Annotated in this window: 17 protein-coding genes; 11 read left to right on the top strand and 6 right to left on the bottom strand. The window is 67.2% G+C overall.

From position 1 onward, the window contains the following. The first annotated feature begins 23 nt into the window (after positions 1-23). The 3 genes from ASC95_RS06160 to ASC95_RS06170 are packed head-to-tail and all read left to right on the top strand — an operon-like array spanning position 24 to position 2,544. A complete protein-coding gene (locus tag ASC95_RS06160; RefSeq protein WP_162250725.1) occupies positions 24-569 on the top strand; it encodes a GNAT family N-acetyltransferase in 546 nt (181 codons plus the stop codon). Next, on the top strand, positions 566-1,792 hold the full coding sequence (locus tag ASC95_RS06165; protein WP_057296830.1) for a trans-acting enoyl reductase family protein: 1,227 nt from the start codon (positions 566-568) through the stop codon (positions 1,790-1,792). Before ASC95_RS06160 ends, ASC95_RS06165 begins: the two co-directional genes overlap by 4 nt. Continuing rightward, positions 1,789-2,544, top strand: a complete 756-nt coding sequence (locus ASC95_RS06170) for a nitrilase-related carbon-nitrogen hydrolase (protein ID WP_057296831.1) — start codon at positions 1,789-1,791, stop codon at positions 2,542-2,544. Before ASC95_RS06165 ends, ASC95_RS06170 begins: the two co-directional genes overlap by 4 nt. Here the strand turns inward: ASC95_RS06170 and ASC95_RS06175 are convergent. The 6 genes from ASC95_RS06175 to ASC95_RS06200 form a co-directional block, all read right to left on the bottom strand. Beyond that, a complete protein-coding gene (locus ASC95_RS06175; RefSeq protein WP_082567509.1) occupies positions 2,541-3,128 on the bottom strand; it encodes a PEP-CTERM sorting domain-containing protein in 588 nt (195 codons plus the stop codon). The genes ASC95_RS06170 and ASC95_RS06175 overlap by 4 nt on opposite strands. Before the next feature lie 96 nt (positions 3,129-3,224). Further along, on the bottom strand, positions 3,225-3,683 hold the full coding sequence (locus tag ASC95_RS06180; protein WP_057296833.1) for a DUF1203 domain-containing protein: 459 nt from the start codon (positions 3,681-3,683) through the stop codon (positions 3,225-3,227). 261 nt (positions 3,684-3,944) lie between these two features. Beyond that, positions 3,945-4,427, bottom strand: a complete 483-nt coding sequence (locus tag ASC95_RS06185; protein ID WP_057296834.1) for a hypothetical protein — start codon at positions 4,425-4,427, stop codon at positions 3,945-3,947. Then, complete coding sequence (locus ASC95_RS06190; RefSeq protein WP_057296835.1) at positions 4,424-4,699, bottom strand: hypothetical protein; 276 nt, start codon at positions 4,697-4,699, stop codon at positions 4,424-4,426. The genes ASC95_RS06185 and ASC95_RS06190 overlap by 4 nt, the downstream gene beginning before the upstream one ends. 42 nt (positions 4,700-4,741) lie before the next feature. Then, positions 4,742-5,221 (bottom strand): glycine zipper domain-containing protein, encoded by a 480-nt coding sequence (locus tag ASC95_RS06195; protein ID WP_057297073.1) that lies wholly within the window; start codon positions 5,219-5,221, stop codon positions 4,742-4,744. A gap of 138 nt (positions 5,222-5,359) precedes the next feature. Then, positions 5,360-5,917: an HNH endonuclease gene (locus tag ASC95_RS06200; RefSeq protein WP_056203026.1), complete on the bottom strand. Its 558-nt coding sequence runs from the start codon at positions 5,915-5,917 to the stop codon at positions 5,360-5,362. A gap of 381 nt (positions 5,918-6,298) precedes the next feature. On the opposite strand from ASC95_RS06200, the gene ASC95_RS06205 reads away from it, so the two are divergent. The 8 genes from ASC95_RS06205 (at position 6,299) to ASC95_RS06240 (ending at position 14,919) form a co-directional block, all read left to right on the top strand. Beyond that, positions 6,299-7,012, top strand: coding sequence for a TetR/AcrR family transcriptional regulator (locus ASC95_RS06205; protein ID WP_235537759.1), 714 nt, complete (start codon positions 6,299-6,301; stop codon positions 7,010-7,012). 40 nt (positions 7,013-7,052) lie between these two features. Next, complete coding sequence (locus ASC95_RS06210) at positions 7,053-8,843, top strand: acyl-CoA dehydrogenase C-terminal domain-containing protein (protein ID WP_057296836.1); 1,791 nt, start codon at positions 7,053-7,055, stop codon at positions 8,841-8,843. A gap of 29 nt (positions 8,844-8,872) precedes the next feature. Next, complete coding sequence (locus ASC95_RS06215; RefSeq protein WP_057297074.1) at positions 8,873-9,298, top strand: DUF2147 domain-containing protein; 426 nt, start codon at positions 8,873-8,875, stop codon at positions 9,296-9,298. Between the two features lie 6 nt (positions 9,299-9,304). Beyond that, positions 9,305-10,165, top strand: a complete 861-nt coding sequence (locus tag ASC95_RS06220; RefSeq protein WP_057296837.1) for a S9 family peptidase — start codon at positions 9,305-9,307, stop codon at positions 10,163-10,165. A 34-nt stretch (positions 10,166-10,199) separates the two neighbouring features. Then, entirely contained in the window at positions 10,200-12,599 is a 2,400-nt protein-coding gene (locus tag ASC95_RS06225) for a 3-hydroxyacyl-CoA dehydrogenase/enoyl-CoA hydratase family protein (protein ID WP_057296838.1), read from the top strand. 65 nt (positions 12,600-12,664) lie between these two features. Beyond that, the gene (locus ASC95_RS06230) at positions 12,665-13,156 is read left to right on the top strand and encodes a DUF4442 domain-containing protein (protein WP_056262554.1); all 492 of its coding nucleotides are present in this window, start codon (positions 12,665-12,667) and stop codon (positions 13,154-13,156) included. Between the two features lie 11 nt (positions 13,157-13,167). Next, on the top strand, positions 13,168-14,382 hold the full coding sequence (locus ASC95_RS06235; protein ID WP_057296839.1) for an acetyl-CoA C-acyltransferase: 1,215 nt from the start codon (positions 13,168-13,170) through the stop codon (positions 14,380-14,382). A gap of 3 nt (positions 14,383-14,385) precedes the next feature. Further along, a complete protein-coding gene (locus ASC95_RS06240; RefSeq protein WP_057296840.1) occupies positions 14,386-14,919 on the top strand; it encodes a DUF1569 domain-containing protein in 534 nt (177 codons plus the stop codon). Positions 14,920-14,927 lie beyond the last annotated feature (8 nt).

The following is a 14,927-nucleotide window of genomic DNA, read 5'->3' on the forward strand; positions in this document are numbered from 1 at the left end:
TCTCATTCAAGGAACCCGCACCCATGCTGAGAGGACAACGCGTCGGCCTGCGCTATGTGACCGAAGATGACCTGCCTTGGCTCAAGCGCACCACGGGCGACCCGCAGGTGCGCGGCCCTTTCCTGGGCTCGCGCATGATGACGCCGCATGCCGTGGACCAGCGCTGGAAGGAGAGCGGCTTTGCCAACGAGGACGCCGAGCGCCTGCTGATCTGTCACCTGCACGACGGCAGCGTCATCGGTGACGTGGTGCACTTCGCCGCGGCCCGCTACACGACGGCGCGCGAGATTGGCTGGACGCTGGCCGACGTCGCAATGCGCGGCCAGGGGCTGGCCAGCGAGGCCGCCGCGCTGCTGGTCGACTATCTGTTCGAGAACTGGCCGGTGAACCGCCTGTCCTGCGGCATGTCGGTGCACAACCATGCGTCGCGGCGCGTGGCCGAGAAGTGCGGCTTCAGGCACGAGGGCGTGCAGCGCGGCATCGTCTTCGTGGCCGGCGAGTATGTCGACTGCCATGCGCTGTCGCTGCTGCGCAGCGATTGGCTGGCTATGAAAGGCAGGGGCGAGTGAAAGACAAGGAATTCGATCTGATCGTCTTCGGCGCGACCGGCTTCACTGGCCGGCTCGTTGCCGAGTACCTGCATCTCAGCGGCGCCGGCGGCGCGCGCTGGGCGATTGCGGGGCGCAGCCTGGACAAGCTTGGCAAGGTGCGTGACGAGTTGCATCTGCCGCCCGCCGTGGCGCTGCTGAAAGCCGACGCGAAGGACCCCGCGGCGTTGAAGGCGCTGGTGGCGCGCACGCGCTGCGTCATCACGACGGTCGGCCCCTATCAGCTCCATGGCGAACCGCTCGCCACGGCCTGCGCCGAGGGTGGCACCGACTACGTTGACCTGTGCGGTGAACCGCTGTGGATGGCGAGGATGATCGACAAGCTGAGGCCGCTGGCCGAAAAGAGCGGTGCCCGCATCGTCTTCTCCTGCGGCTTCGATTCCATCCCCTTCGACCTGGGAGTGGTCTACCTGCAGGCCGAGGCGCAGAAGCGCTTTGGCGCGCCGTTGCCGGAGGTGCGCGGTCGTGTCGCCCGCGTGAAGGGCACAGCCTCGGGCGGCACGCTGGCCAGCATGATGGAGACCATCGAAGCGGTGCGCCGCGAGCCCGGTCTCATCAAGGTCATGGCCAACCCGTTTGCGCTGACGCCGGGCTTCAAGGGACCACGGCAGCCCAGCGGCCAGGACGCGAGCTTCGACGACTGGGCCGATGCCTGGAGCGGCCCTTTCTTCATGGCCACCATCAACACCAAGAACGTGCATCGCAGCAATGCGCTGCGCGGCCATCCCTGGGGTGCCGACTTCATCTACAGCGAGAAGCTGCTGACCGGTAGGCCCGGCCAGGGCGACAAGGGCCGCAGGAAGGCGATGGCGCTGGCACGCTTCACCCGCTTGCAGAACCTGGCCCTGGGCTTCACGCCGATGCGTGCCCTGCTGCGCCGCTTCGTGCTGACCCAGCCGGGCGACGGCCCGAACAAGGCGGCGCGCGAGGCCGGGCATTACGTGCTCTGGTTCACGGGCAAGTCAGCGGGCGGCGAGACATTGCGCGCCATCGTCAAGGGCGATCGTGACCCCGGCTATGGCTCGACGTGCAAGCTCATCAGCGAGGCGGCGCTGTGCCTCGTGCAGGACGTGGGCCGCGACGCGACGCCCGGCGGCGTCTGGACACCCGGCAGCGCGATGGGCCTCGCCCTGGTGCGGCGTCTGCATGAACGCGCCGGGCTGACCTTCGAGATGGCGGCTTGACGCCCACCCCGCGCTGGGCGGTCAGCCAGCCGCGCATGCACTGGACGCTGCAGGCCAACGTGGCCGAGACGCTCGCCACACTGGAGGCTGCTGCGGCGGCAGGGGCGCAGGGCTGCATCGGTACCGAGCTGGCGCTGACGGGCTTTCACCGCCGCGTGCCCGAGTTGCTCGATCAGCAGGCCCTGGCCGACGCCGAGGCGCAACTGCGCGCGACCTGTGCCCGGCTGTGCATCGCGGCGGCCATCGGCGTGCCGACCCTGGGTGAGGGCGGTGCGGTGTTCAACAGCCATCTCTACATCGATGCCTCGGGCTGCGAACTGGGCCGTGTGCACAAGCGCGGCTTGACCGACAGCGAGGCGACCTTCTTCGCGCGTGGCCGTGAGCGGGGCTGGACCACCATTGGTGGCGTGCTGGCGACCTCGGTGCTGTGCCGCGAGACGCTGGACGGGGCGGCGCTGCTGGCAGAACTGCATGCCGCGACCAGCGGTTCGGTGCCGCGCGTGATCTTCTGGCCCAGCTACATCAGCGAGTCCGATGCCGAGCAGGCGGCGCTGTGCCAAGCCTATCGCGATGGCGCCGAAGCGCTGGCACGCGAGCTGGGCGCCTGGGTGCTGCAGAGCAATTGGCCCGAGTCGCTGAATGAGCCAGAGCAGCGCGGCTTCGGAGTGAGCGTGGTCATCGCACCGGATGGGCGTCGCGTGCAGACGCTGCCGCGGGATGAGGCGGCTCTGGTCGTTGTGGACCTGGCTTAGCGGCGGCGCCTGGCCAGCCAGCCGAACATGCCCAGGCCGGCCAGCAGCAGCGCGCCACTGGCGGGTTCGGGCACCGGGGCGGTGGTGCCGGTCACGGTCGCGGCGTTCAGGCCCCAGCCCTCGTCGCCCAGGCCCTGGAAGCCGGCACGGTCTGAACCTTCAAAGCTCGTTGGGCTGTCGATGCTGAAGACCAGTTGGTTGCTGCCTGCGGCCAGCGTGACGGGAATGCTGATCGTCAGTTGCTGATTGACCACCGCACCGACCGTGGCGCCGTTCGGGTTGAACAGCACGCGGTCGGTGCCACCGCCGCCAAGATTCCAGGTGCCGCTGAACACTTCGCTGCCATTCAGCGTCACGTGAAGGATGTCGATGTAGCCGTTGTCGCCGTCCAAGGTGGCGTAGCCCGCCAGCGTGAAGTCGATCAGGCCGGCGCCGGCGCCAGCGGCGAAATTGGTGGTCACCGAGACCGTGGTGTCCAACGCGGCCGTCGGCGCGGGCAAGGTGTACAGCGTGGCGGCCCAGGCGGGCGCGACCGTCAGCAAGGCGGCAGCGGCGAGCAGCGGCAGGCGGGGCATCGAAGTCATCGCGCGTCTCCAGTGAGGTTCGGCGCAATCTATCTGCCGCCGGTCCGCGTCGTGGGCTTTGAACTTGGGGGTGTCCCCCGACTCGGGGGGGCGGGTTCAGGCGCGCCGGATCAGGGCCGCATAGCAGCCGCGGCGGGCGAAATGCGCGTGGATGTAGTCCACCTTGGGCTGAGCCAGCAGGCGCTCGATGAGGCCCTCGATCGCGGCGCCGTCGACGACGTCCGCATCGACCATCAGGCCCGCCGCATCGAAGGCGCGCAATGACAGCAGGCGGCTGCGCAGGGCATCCGCCACGGTGTCGATGGCGTCAAAAGCTTCGCCTGCCTGTTCGCGCACGTAGATGGCATGGCGAGAGCGGTAGGGCGTGTCGGCAGGCTGGTGCTCATAGTTGATGAGCAGCACGGACTCGTCCGCCGTCGTGTCGCGCAGTTCGACGCGGTCCGGCAGGCCGGCGCCGCGATGACGCTGCGCGCCATGGTCGGCCAGCGCTGCGTCGCTCAGGCCGAAGAGGTGCTTGAAGGGTTGGGCGGACAGCCCGGTGATGCGAAAGGACATGACGTGCTCCGTTGAAGGGGATGCACGTCATTCTTCAGACACGGCCGGGGCGCGTCTGGCCGCAATCGGACCTCGATTTCGGCTGTCCGTGGCGCGTTCGCGTGTCCTTGCCGCATTGATTTGCGGGCCGAGCGCTGGGCCGCTCCCTAGCCGGCCCGCGCTGGCGATGTGCTTGCGGCTCGATGCCGCAAGCATCGCCGTCCCCGCGGGGGACCGACCAGGTTCGCCTGCGTTCAGCAGGGCGAGACTGGGCGAGGGGCTTCAGTCCCGGCCTGCGGGACGCTCATAGCCGTTGTCCACCCAGGCTTCGGCGGACGCCTGGCTGAGCTTGAAGCCGGCGGCGACCTTGACCTGCGCCAAGCGCTCGCCGGCAGCATCGAAGGCCGCCAGCCAGGCGTAGGGGTCGTCCTCGGCAGGCACGATCTCCAGCGTGATCTTCAGCCAGGCGCCGTCGCGAGCGACATACAACGCCTTGTTCAGCTGCGCATGCAACTGCTGCTCATGGCGGCGGAGGACCTCGGAGGCCGTCTTCACCAGCGTGTTGAAGGCGTTGACGTCCAGGGGCTTGGGATTCTTCTTGTCGCGCCCCATGGTCCAGGGGCCGACCAGGGCCGGCTCGCTTTCGCCGGCCTTGAACATCGCGACGGCCCAGCCTTCATCGTCCTCGTTCTTGATGACCTGGGCGGTCCAGCCGTTGTCACGCCACAGCCGGGCTTCGAAGACGGGTTCGTCAACTTCACTCATGCCTTCAATCCCTTGGCGAGCAGTTCGGCCACCAGCGCGTTGATGCCGCCTTCATGTCCGGCGGCCCGGTCGCGCAGCTGTTCGGTCAGCTCGGCGGGCAGCTTGCAGGCAAAGGGGACGAGGCCGGCGGCGGCGTCCAGCTTGCGCTGGGCCTTGCGGTCGGGCAGGGCGGCAGCGGCGTGGCCGAAGCGGCCTGGGGCCGCCTTGCCGCGCATTGCGGCGTCCAGCTTCAGGCCGGCCAGGCGTTCGAGATCGGTTTTCTTCATGCTCATGGGCCGGATTGTCCCCGTTCGAGGAAACCTGCCCGTGAGCGGTCAGCCGTTGGTGGCCCGAGCAGCGGGAACGACGGCGGGTGCGCGCGTCACGCGGGTCTTGCCGCCGGTCGTCACGAGGACGACGGGGTCGCCGCTGTTGAAGGCCTCGGCGCCCTTGGCCTGGATGATGGCGCGGCGTTCGCCATTGCGCAGCTGGACGATGATTTCCAGCGCATCTTCCTTGGTGGCCGAGCGCTCGATGGCATTGCCGATGACGGCACCGGCGACGGCGCCGATGACGCCGACGACTGCGCCTTCACGGCGGCCGCCCACCGAGCTGCCGGCAATCGCGCCGGTCACGCCACCGGCCACGCCGCCGACGCCGCTCTGCGAGCCGTCCACAGTGACGGGACGGGAGGACAGCACGGTGGCGTCCATGATCTGCGACATGCGTTGCGCGTCACCGCGCTGGACGACGTCGGGGCTGGTGGTCGAGCAGGCTGACAGCGCAACCGCGGCGGCCAGGGTGAGGGAAGTCATGAGCTTGGACATTCGAATACTCCTTGGGCAAAACGGCAGCCCAACGTCGCCAATTGTCTCGCCGTTGACGGCTCGATGCCCCCGGCTACAACTCTTTACCGTTGGCGGTCAACGGGAATGACCCTCAATCGCCGCGAATTACCCATGCAGGCGCGAGCTGCGCGGCACGCTGGCGAGCAGGAACTCCATCTGGTCGGCCAGGATGCGGCGGCCGCGCAGGATCATGTCCTCGTGCAGGCTGGGCACATAGGGCAGGTAGAGCAGGCTCATGTGCGCCTCCTCCGGCATGCGGTTGCCCTTGCGGCCATTGCAGGGCCGGCAAGCGGTGATGCAGTTCATCCAGGTGTCGTAGCCGCCGCGCGACGTCGGGTGAATGTGCTCGCGTGTCAGGTCTTCGGGCAGGCAGTGGTGGCCGCAGTAGGCGCAGACGAAGCGGTCGCGCACGAAGAGCTTGCTGTTGGTCAGCGCCGGCGCCTGGCGCCAGGCCCGGCTGGGCACGGCCCCGCGCACGGCAATGATGGGGTGGACCTCGATGCGCGACTGGCGCCCGGAGATGCGCTGCCAGCCCCCGCGCAGCACCTGGCAGGGGTCGCCCAGCGTCCAGGCAACGCCGTCGCAGGCGTAGATCACGGCCGCTTCGCGGGTCGTGATCCAGGCCTGGGGGCGGCCGGAGACATCGAGTTGGAGCACATCCACAGAAGTCAACCTCCAACGCAGAGACTACTTCAGAAGCGACCTCCCGCTCAAGCGTGACTCCATTACAGCGTGGCGCTTCTGCTCGCCCGGTATTTCGGGCCGAGCGCCGGGCCGCCCCTAGCCGGCCCGTCGGGCGATGTGCTCGCGGCTCGACGCCGCGAGCATCGCCGTCCCCGTTGGGGACCGACCAGGCACGCTCGCGTTCAGCGGCGCGGGACTGGGCGAGGGGCTGGGGTAAGCACTAGGTTGGCGTGCGTATTAGGCACATCACCCTAGGAAATCGGTGGGACAAGCTGGCGCTGTCGCGGGAGCGACCTGCAAAATAGAACGATCGTTCGTTTTATTCCAGGATGGCTTCCGCCCCTTCTGCCCGTGTCCACGCTGCCCACTCCCGCCAAGAAGACCGCCCCGCTGCGCGTTGCGAAGCCGGCGCGCGTTGCGCGTTCGCTGCAAAAAGGCCAGCAGACCCGTGCTGCCATCCTCGAGGCGGCTCTCGGCCTGGCTTCGCACATGGGCCTGGAAGGCTTGTCCATTGGCGCGCTGGCCGACGTCACCGGCATGAGCAAGTCGGGCGTCTTTGCCCACTTCGGCTCGCGCGAGGAACTGCAAATCGCAGTCGTCACCGAGTATCACGCCAAGTTCGAGGAAGAAGTCTTCTTCACCGCCATCCGTGAACCGCGTGGCCTGCCGCGGCTGCGCGCGATGTTCGAGCGCTGGGTGCGGCGCGTGTCCGTCGAGGTCGACTCCGGCTGCATCTACATCAGCGGCGCCGTCGAATTCGACGACCGGCCCGGCCCGGTGCGTGATGCTCTCGTGGCCATGGTCAAGGCCTGGCATGCGGCGCTGCAAAAGGCCATCCAGCTCGCCATCAGCGAGGGCCATCTGAAAGCCGATGCCGATGTCGAGCAGATCTGTTTCGAGCTGCATGGCCTGATCCTGTCCCTGCATCACGACGCGCGCTTCATGCGCATTCCCGGCGCGCTCGCGCGTGCCGGCATCGGTTTCGACCGAACCATCCTTTTCTACGCCACGCCGCTTGGCCTCGACATCGACGGCAGCCGCAAGCTTCCAAAGACCGGCGCCGCCAAGCGCTGAACCCCTTTCTTGACCCACTGACCGTTCCAGGAGTACCCCGATGCCCCAGTACACCCCGCCCATGCGTGACATGCAGTTCGTCATGCACGAGCTGTTGAACGTCGTCGACGAACTGAAGATGCTGCCCGCGCATGCAGACATCGACGCCGACACGATCAACGCGGTGCTCGAGGAGGGTGGCAAGTTCGCCGCCGCAGTCATCGCCCCCATCAATCTCAGCGGCGACGCCGAGGGCTGTGTGCTCGACAAGACCACGCACGAGGTCAAGCCGCCCAAGGGCTTCAAGGAAGCCTACAAGCAGTATGTCGAAGGCGGCTGGCCGGCTTTGAGCTGCGACCCGCAGTTCGGCGGCCAGGGCCTGCCCCACCTGGTGAACCAGTTCTTCTACGAGATGCTGAATTCGGCCAACCAGGCCTGGACGATGTACCCGGGCCTGAGTCACGGCGCCTATGAAGCCCTGCATGCCCACGGCACGCCCGAGCAGCAGGCCACCTACCTGCCCAAGCTGACCAGCGGCGAATGGACCGGCACCATGTGCCTGACCGAGCCGCACTGTGGCACCGACCTCGGCATGCTGCGCAGCAAGGCCGAGCCGCAGCCCGACGGCACGTACAAGATCACCGGCGCCAAGATCTTCATCTCTGCCGGCGAGCACGACATGGCGGAGAACATCATCCACCTGGTGCTGGCCCGCTTGCCGGACGCGCCCGTGGGTTCCAAGGGCATCTCGCTGTTCATCGTGCCCAAGTTCAACGTCAATGCGGATGGCTCGCTGGGCAGCCGCAACGGCATCTTCTGCGCCGGCCTGGAGCACAAGATGGGCATCCATGGCAATGCCACCGCACAGCTCGTGCTGGAAGGCGCCAACGGCACCCTGGTGGGCCAGCCCAACAAGGGCCTGGCGGCCATGTTCGTGATGATGAACGCGGCACGCCTGGGTGTCGGCAACCAGTCCCTGGGCCTGACCGAAGTGGCCTATCAGAACGCCGTTGCCTACGCCAAGGACCGCATCCAGATGCGGGCGCTTTCCGGCCCCAAGGCCCCGGACAAGCCTGCCGACCCCATCATCGTGCACCCCGACGTGCGCAAGATGCTGCTGACGGCCCGCGCCTTCGCCGAAGGCGGCCGCATGCTGCAGGGCTACACGGTGCTGCAACTGGACAAGGCGCTGAAGAGCGACGACGAGGAAGAGCGCAAGGACGCCGAGGCCGAGGTCGCGCTGCTGACGCCCATCATCAAGGCCTTCATCACCGACAACGGCTGGCTGGCCACCTCGCACTGCATGCAGGTGTTCGGCGGCCACGGCTTCATCCACGAGTGGGGCATGGAGCAGTACGTGCGCGATGCGCGCATCAACATGATCTACGAGGGCACCAACACCATCCAGTCGCTGGACCTGCTGGGCCGCAAGGTGCTGGGCAACAACGGTGCGACGCTCAAGAAGTTCGGCAGGAAGATCGCCGCCTTCATCGAGGAAGAGGGCACGAATGAAGCCATGCAGGAGTTCGTGAACCCGCTCGCCGACCTGGGCGACAAGGTCAACAAGCTCACGCAGGAGTTGGGCATGAAGGCCTTCGGCAACCCCGACGAGGTGGGTGCCGCGGCGGTGGACTATCTGCGCGTGGTCGGCCACATGACCTTCGCCTTCTTCTTCGCCCAGGCCGCCAAGATCGCTCTGGCCAAGAAGGACAGCGGAGACCCGTTCTACACGGCCAAGCTGGCCACGGCACGCTTCTACTTCGCCAAGCTGCTGCCCGAGACGGCGACGCTGATCCGCACCTGTCGTGCGGGCCTGGCGCCGCTGATGGAAATGGAAGAAGCGCTGTTCTGAACCGCTTGATGAACGACAAGGATGCCCCGATGAAATTCCTGTTCGCTGCTGCCCTGCTGTTGCCCGCGTTTGCCTTCGCGCAGACTTCACCCGTGGGCCTGTGGAAGACCATTGACGACGACGGCAAAACCGCGAAGTCGCTGGTCCGCATCAGCGAACAGGGGGGCACCCTCGTGGCCAGCATCGATAAGCTGCTGGACCCGAGCGCCGAGCCCAACGCGAAATGCGACAAGTGCAAGGACGACCGCAAGGACCAGCCCATCGTCGGCCTGCAGATCATCCGCGGCGTGAAGGCCGAAGGCGACGGCATCTGGGGCGGCGGCGAGATCCTCGATCCCAATAACGGCAAGACCTACCGCACCCGCCTGAAGCCGATCGACGGCGGCAAGAAGCTGGAGATGCGCGGCTACATCGGGCCGTTCTATCGCAGCCAGGTGTGGCTGCGCGTGGAGTGAAGCAGCATGGGTGAACTCGCTGGCCGCGCCTGGCAGGGCTTGACCACCAGCACGCCGGACGCGCGCTGGTTCTGGCATCGCCAGTTGAAGAAGCCGTTCTTCGGTCGCTTCATGAAACCCTGGCGCTGGCCGCAAGGCGTGCCGGCAGACGGCTGGGAGCGCCTGGCCATCCCGAGTGCGAGCCAGTCGACGCTGGCTGCCGTGCTCAAGCGCACGCCCGTTGACAGGCCGCGCGGCGTCGTCGTCTGCGCCCACCCGATGGGCCTGGCCGCCAAGGGCTTCTGGCTGCGCAACGGCCATGCGGATGCGCTGCTGCAGGCGGGCTTCCATGTGCTCGCCTTCGACTACAACGGTTTCGGCGACAGCCCCTGCACCAATTTCGACTGGCCGGCCGACAGCCTGGCCGCCGGCCGGCAGGCGCGGCAACTGTTCCCTGGCCTGCCGGTGCATGCGCTGTGCGCATCCTTCGGCGCGATGAACACGTTGAACGCGCTCGGTACGGCGGATTTCCCCTTCCAGCGCATCGTGGCCGAGGGCTGCGCCTCCAGCCTGCCGGCGTTCTGGAAGAGCTACCCCTTCGCCCATGCCGTGCTGCGCCTGAGCAGCGCCGTCGCGCCCGAGGGCGAGCGCCGATTGCGGCCCGAACTCGCCATCACGCGGCTGCCCGCCCACGTGCGGCTGCTTCTCGTGCACAGCAAGGGAGACGACTGGACGCCCACGAGTCACGGCGACCGCCTGGCCGCCGCGGTGCCCGCCGGTGCGCATGTCGAACGGCTGACGCTCGCCAGGGCAGAGCACACCCACGGCATGCGCGACGAGCGCGAGGTCTACTGGCCGGCGGTGCACGATTTTCTGACCGCGGCTTGAGCCGCAGTCCCACGTTCTTCAGACAGGAGACCCCATGAGTTCCAAGTTTCAAGTCCGCAAGGTCGCCGTCCTCGGCGCCGGCGTGATGGGCGCGCAGATCGCGGCCCACCTCGTCAACTGCAAGGTGCCGGTCGTGCTGTTCGACCTGCCCGCAAAAGAAGGTGCCAAGAACGGCATCGTCACCAAGGCCGTCGACGGCCTGAAGAAGCTCAAGCCCGCGCCTCTCGGCGACGCGTCGGAAGCCGCGCTGATCCAGCAGGCCAACTACGAAGAGCATCTGGAGCTGCTCAAGGGCTGCGACCTCATCATCGAGGCCATCGCCGAGCGCATGGACTGGAAGCTCGACCTGTACACCAAGATCGCGCCGTTCGTCGCTACGCATGCCATCGTCGCGTCCAACACCTCGGGCCTGAGCATCACCAAGCTCTCCGAAGTGCTGCCCGAAGAAATCAAGCCGCGCTTCTGCGGCATCCACTTCTTCAACCCGCCGCGCTACATGGCCCTGGTCGAGCTGATCAACACGCCGACCACGCAGCCCGAGATCCTCGACCAGCTCGAAGCCTTCGTCACCACGTCGCTGGGCAAGAGCGTCGTGCGCGCCCACGACACGCCCAATTTCGTCGCCAACCGCGTCGGCATCGCCGGCATGATGGCCACGATGATCGAGGCCGAGAAGTTCGGCCTCTCCGTGGACGTCGTCGACGACCTGACCGGCAAGAAGCTGGGCCGCGCGTCGTCGGGCACCTTCCGCACCGCGGACGTCGTCGGCCTTGACACCATGGCCCATGTCGTCAAGACCATGCAGGACAACCTGAAGGACGACCCGTTCTACAGCACCTACGCCACGCCCAAGGTGCTGGCAGGCCTGATCGAGAAGGGCGCGCTGGGCCAGAAGACCGGCGCCGGCTTCTACAAGAAGGTCGGCAAGGACATCCAGCGGCTGGACTTCGCCACCGGTGAATACGTCGCCGGCGGCAAGAAGGCCGACGAGATCGTCGCCCGCATGCTGAAGAAGGCCCCGGCCGACCGTCTCAAGCTGCTGCGTGAATCGACCAACCCGCAAGCCCAGTTCCTGTGGGCCATCCTCCGCGACAGCTTCCACTACGCCGCTGTGCACCTGGACACCGTGGCCGACACGGCGCGCGAGATCGACTTCGCGATGCGCTGGGGCTTTGGCACCACGCAAGGCCCCTTCGAGCTGTGGCAGGCCGCCGGCTGGAAGCAGGTCGCCGAGTGGATCTCGGCCGACATCGCCGACGGCAAGACGCTGTCCAGCGCGCCGCTGCCCGCCTGGGTCACCGACGGCCCCGTGGCCGAAGCCGGTGGCGTGCACACGCCTGCGGGCTCGTGGAGCGCCGCTGAGGGCAAGTTCAAGCCGCGCAGCGAACTGCCGGTCTACAAGCGCCAAGCTTTCCGGGAAAGCCTGCTGGGCTGCGGCGCCGCCGACCCGTTGAAGTCGGGCACCGAGCTGTTCAAGAACGAGGAAGTGCGTGTCTGGACGCTGGACGGCAATGTCGTCATCGCCTCCATCACCGCCAAGCTGCACCTGATCAGCCCGGCCGTCACGGAAGGGCTGCTCAAGGCCGTCGAGATTGCCGAAGCTGACTACAAGGGCCTGGTGATCTGGTCGCCGGACGACGTGTTCTCGGCCGGTGCCAACCTCGAGAGCCTGATGCCCGTCTTCATGAAAATGGGCAGCAAGGGCATCGCGCCGGAAGAGAAGAAGCTGCAGGACATGATGCTGCGCCTGCGCTACGCCAGCGTGCCGGTCGTCGCCGCCATGCGCGGCCTGGCCCTGGGCGGTGGCGCCGAACTGGCCGTGCACTGCGCACGCCGTGTCGCCCACGTCGAGAGCTATGTGGGCCTGGTCGAAGTCGGCGTGGGCCTGGTGCCCGGCGGTGGCGGCCTGACTTATATCGCCCGTCGCGCCGCCGAGATGGCCGCCGCTGGCAATGCCGGCGCCGACATCCTGGCCTTCCTGAAGGACGGCTTCCTGACCGCGGCCACGGCCAAGGTCGCGACCTCGGCGCACGAAGCGAAGAAGAACGGCTTCCTGCTGGACAGCGACATCATCGTGCCGCACAAGGACGAGCTGCTGCACGTCGCGACGGCCACCGCCATCGGCATGGCCGAGGCCGGCTACCGCCCGCCGCACAAGGCGCTGTTCCCGGTCGCCGGCCGCAGCGGCATCGCGACGATCAAGGGCCAGGTCGCCAACATGCGCGACGGTGGCTTCGTCAGCGCCCACGACTACCACCTGGCCGCGGCGATTGCCGACGTGGTCTGCGGTGGCGAGGTCGAGGCGGGTTCCCTCGTCACCGAGGAGTACCTGATGGCGCTGGAGCGCAAGCACTTCTGCGCGCTGCTGGACAACCCCAAGACGCAGGAACGCATCATGGGCATGCTGCAGACCGGCAAGCCGGTTCGAAACTAATGACATCGCGGGACAGACCGAAGCGCACAGCGCGTAGCTCTGTCCCCGACTGACCAAGACTCGAAATGAATAGGCTTCAACGCACCCTTGCCAAGCTGGACGGCCTGCCGTCCGCGCTGCGTGGGCCTGCGCGCAACTTCGCGCTGCGGCGTGCCGTGCCCTTCACCGGCACGGCGTCGCTGGATTTCGTGGCGCTCACGCCCGAGCGCAGCGAGATCCGCGTCGCCAACAAGCGCCCGGTGCAGAACCACATCAAGGGTGTGCACGCGGCCGCGATGTCGCTGCTGGCCGAGACGGCCACCGGCATGGTGGTGGGCATGAATGTGCGTGACGACTGCCTGCCGCTGTGCAAGTCGCTGCAGGTGAACTTCCGCAAGCGTGCGACCGGCGGACTCACCGCCAAGGCGCACCTCACGGACGCCCAACGCGCCAGCATGGCCAGCGACACCAAGGGTGAAGTGCGGGTCGCCGTGACCGTGACCGACGAAGCCGGCATCGAGCCGATCGAGTGTGAATTTGTCTGGGCCTGGGTGCCCAAAGAGAAGCCCCAGGCTTGAAAGGAACAAACATGAGCAAGCAAGTCCAAGACGCCTACATCGTCTCCGCCACCCGTCTGCCGATCGGCAAGAGCGGCCGTGGTTTCTACAAGAACACCCGCCCCGACGAGATGCTCGTCAAGGTCATGCAGGCCGTGCTGGCACAGGCCCCGGGCCTGGACCCGGCCGCCATTGAAGACGCCATCGTCGGCTGCTCCTTCCCCGAAGGCGAGCAAGGCATGAACATCGCCCGCGTCGCCTCGGTGCTGGCGGGCTTGGGCCCGACCATCGGTGGCGTGACGATCAACCGCTACTGCGCCTCCGGCATCACCGCCGTGCAGATGGCCGCCGACCGCATCCGCGTTGGCGAGGCCGACGTGATGTTCGCCGGCGGCGTCGAATCGATGTCCATGATCCCCATGGGTGGCAACAAACCCAGCTTGAGCCCGCTGATCTTCGAGAAGGACGAGAACATCGGCATCGCCTACGGCATGGGCCTGACGGCCGAGAAGGTTGCCGCGCAGTGGAAGATCAGCCGCGAAGCCCAGGACGAGTTCTCGGTGGAATCGCACCGCCGTGCGGTGGTTGCCATGGCTGCCGGCCACTTCGACGCCGAGATGACGCCTTTCGATGTCGTTGAGCGCACGCCCAACCTCGCCGACGGCAGCATCAACACCAAGACCCGCACCGTCAAGCTCGACGAAGGCGCCCGCCCCGACACGTCGCTGGAAGGCCTGGCCAAACTCAAGCCCGTGTTCGCCGCCAAGGGCAGCGTCACCGCCGGCAACAGCTCGCAGACTTCCGACGGCTCGGGCGGCCTGCTGATCGTCAGCGAAGCGGCCCTGAAGCGCTTCAACCTGACGCCGCTGGCCCGCTTCGTCTCCTTCGCCGTGCGCGGCGTGCCGCCGGAAATCATGGGCATCGGTCCCATCGCCGCCATCCCCGTGGCGCTCAAGGCGGCCGGCATCACCGCCGCCGACCTGGACTGGATCGAACTGAACGAGGCCTTCGCGGCGCAGTCGCTGGCCGTGCTGAACGACCTCGACAGCAAGGGCATCGTGCTCGACCGCAGCAAGGTCAACCCGAACGGCGGCGCGATCGCGCTGGGTCACCCGCTGGGCGCTACCGGCGCCATTCGCGCGGCCTCGGTCATCCATGGCCTGCGCCGCACCGGCGGCAAGTACGGCATGGTGACAATGTGCGTCGGCGCTGGCCAAGGCGCTGCTGGCATTTTCGAAAGGCTGTAAACCATGGATCGTCGCCGCGCGCTCAAGACCGCCACGGTATTGCTCGCGGCGACCCCGCTGGCGGCCTGCACGGGCAAGTTGAAGACCTTTGCAACGTGGAAGGACGGTCAGCAGGCCGTGCTCGATCTGCTGTTCGCGCCCAAGGTCGTGCAGGACAACCCCTGGAACCTCAGCCAGGTCATGCAGCACTTGGCCCAGAGCATCGAGTTCTCGATGCAGGGCTTCCCGGCGCTCAAGGGCGCCTGGTTCCGCTCCTCCATCGGCTCGGCGGCCTTCGCCGTCTTCAACGCGCGCGGCACCATGAGCCACAGTCTGGACGAGCCCATCCCCGGCGCACCGGCACTGGATGCGTCGCAGGCGCTGAAGACTTCGGTGCAGCGCCTGCTGGATGCCATGGACGCCTTCGCGCAGTTCAACGGCACACTGCGGCCTCATTTCGCCTACGGTGAGCTGACCAAGCCGCAGTACGAGCGAGCCCATCTGATGCACCTGGCGAATCACTGGACGCAGTTCCACGCCAAGACAGCCACCGCTTAACGATTTTC

Source organism: Pelomonas sp. Root1217, assembly GCF_001425705.1.
Classification (GTDB): Bacteria; Pseudomonadota; Gammaproteobacteria; order Burkholderiales; family Burkholderiaceae_C; genus Pelomonas.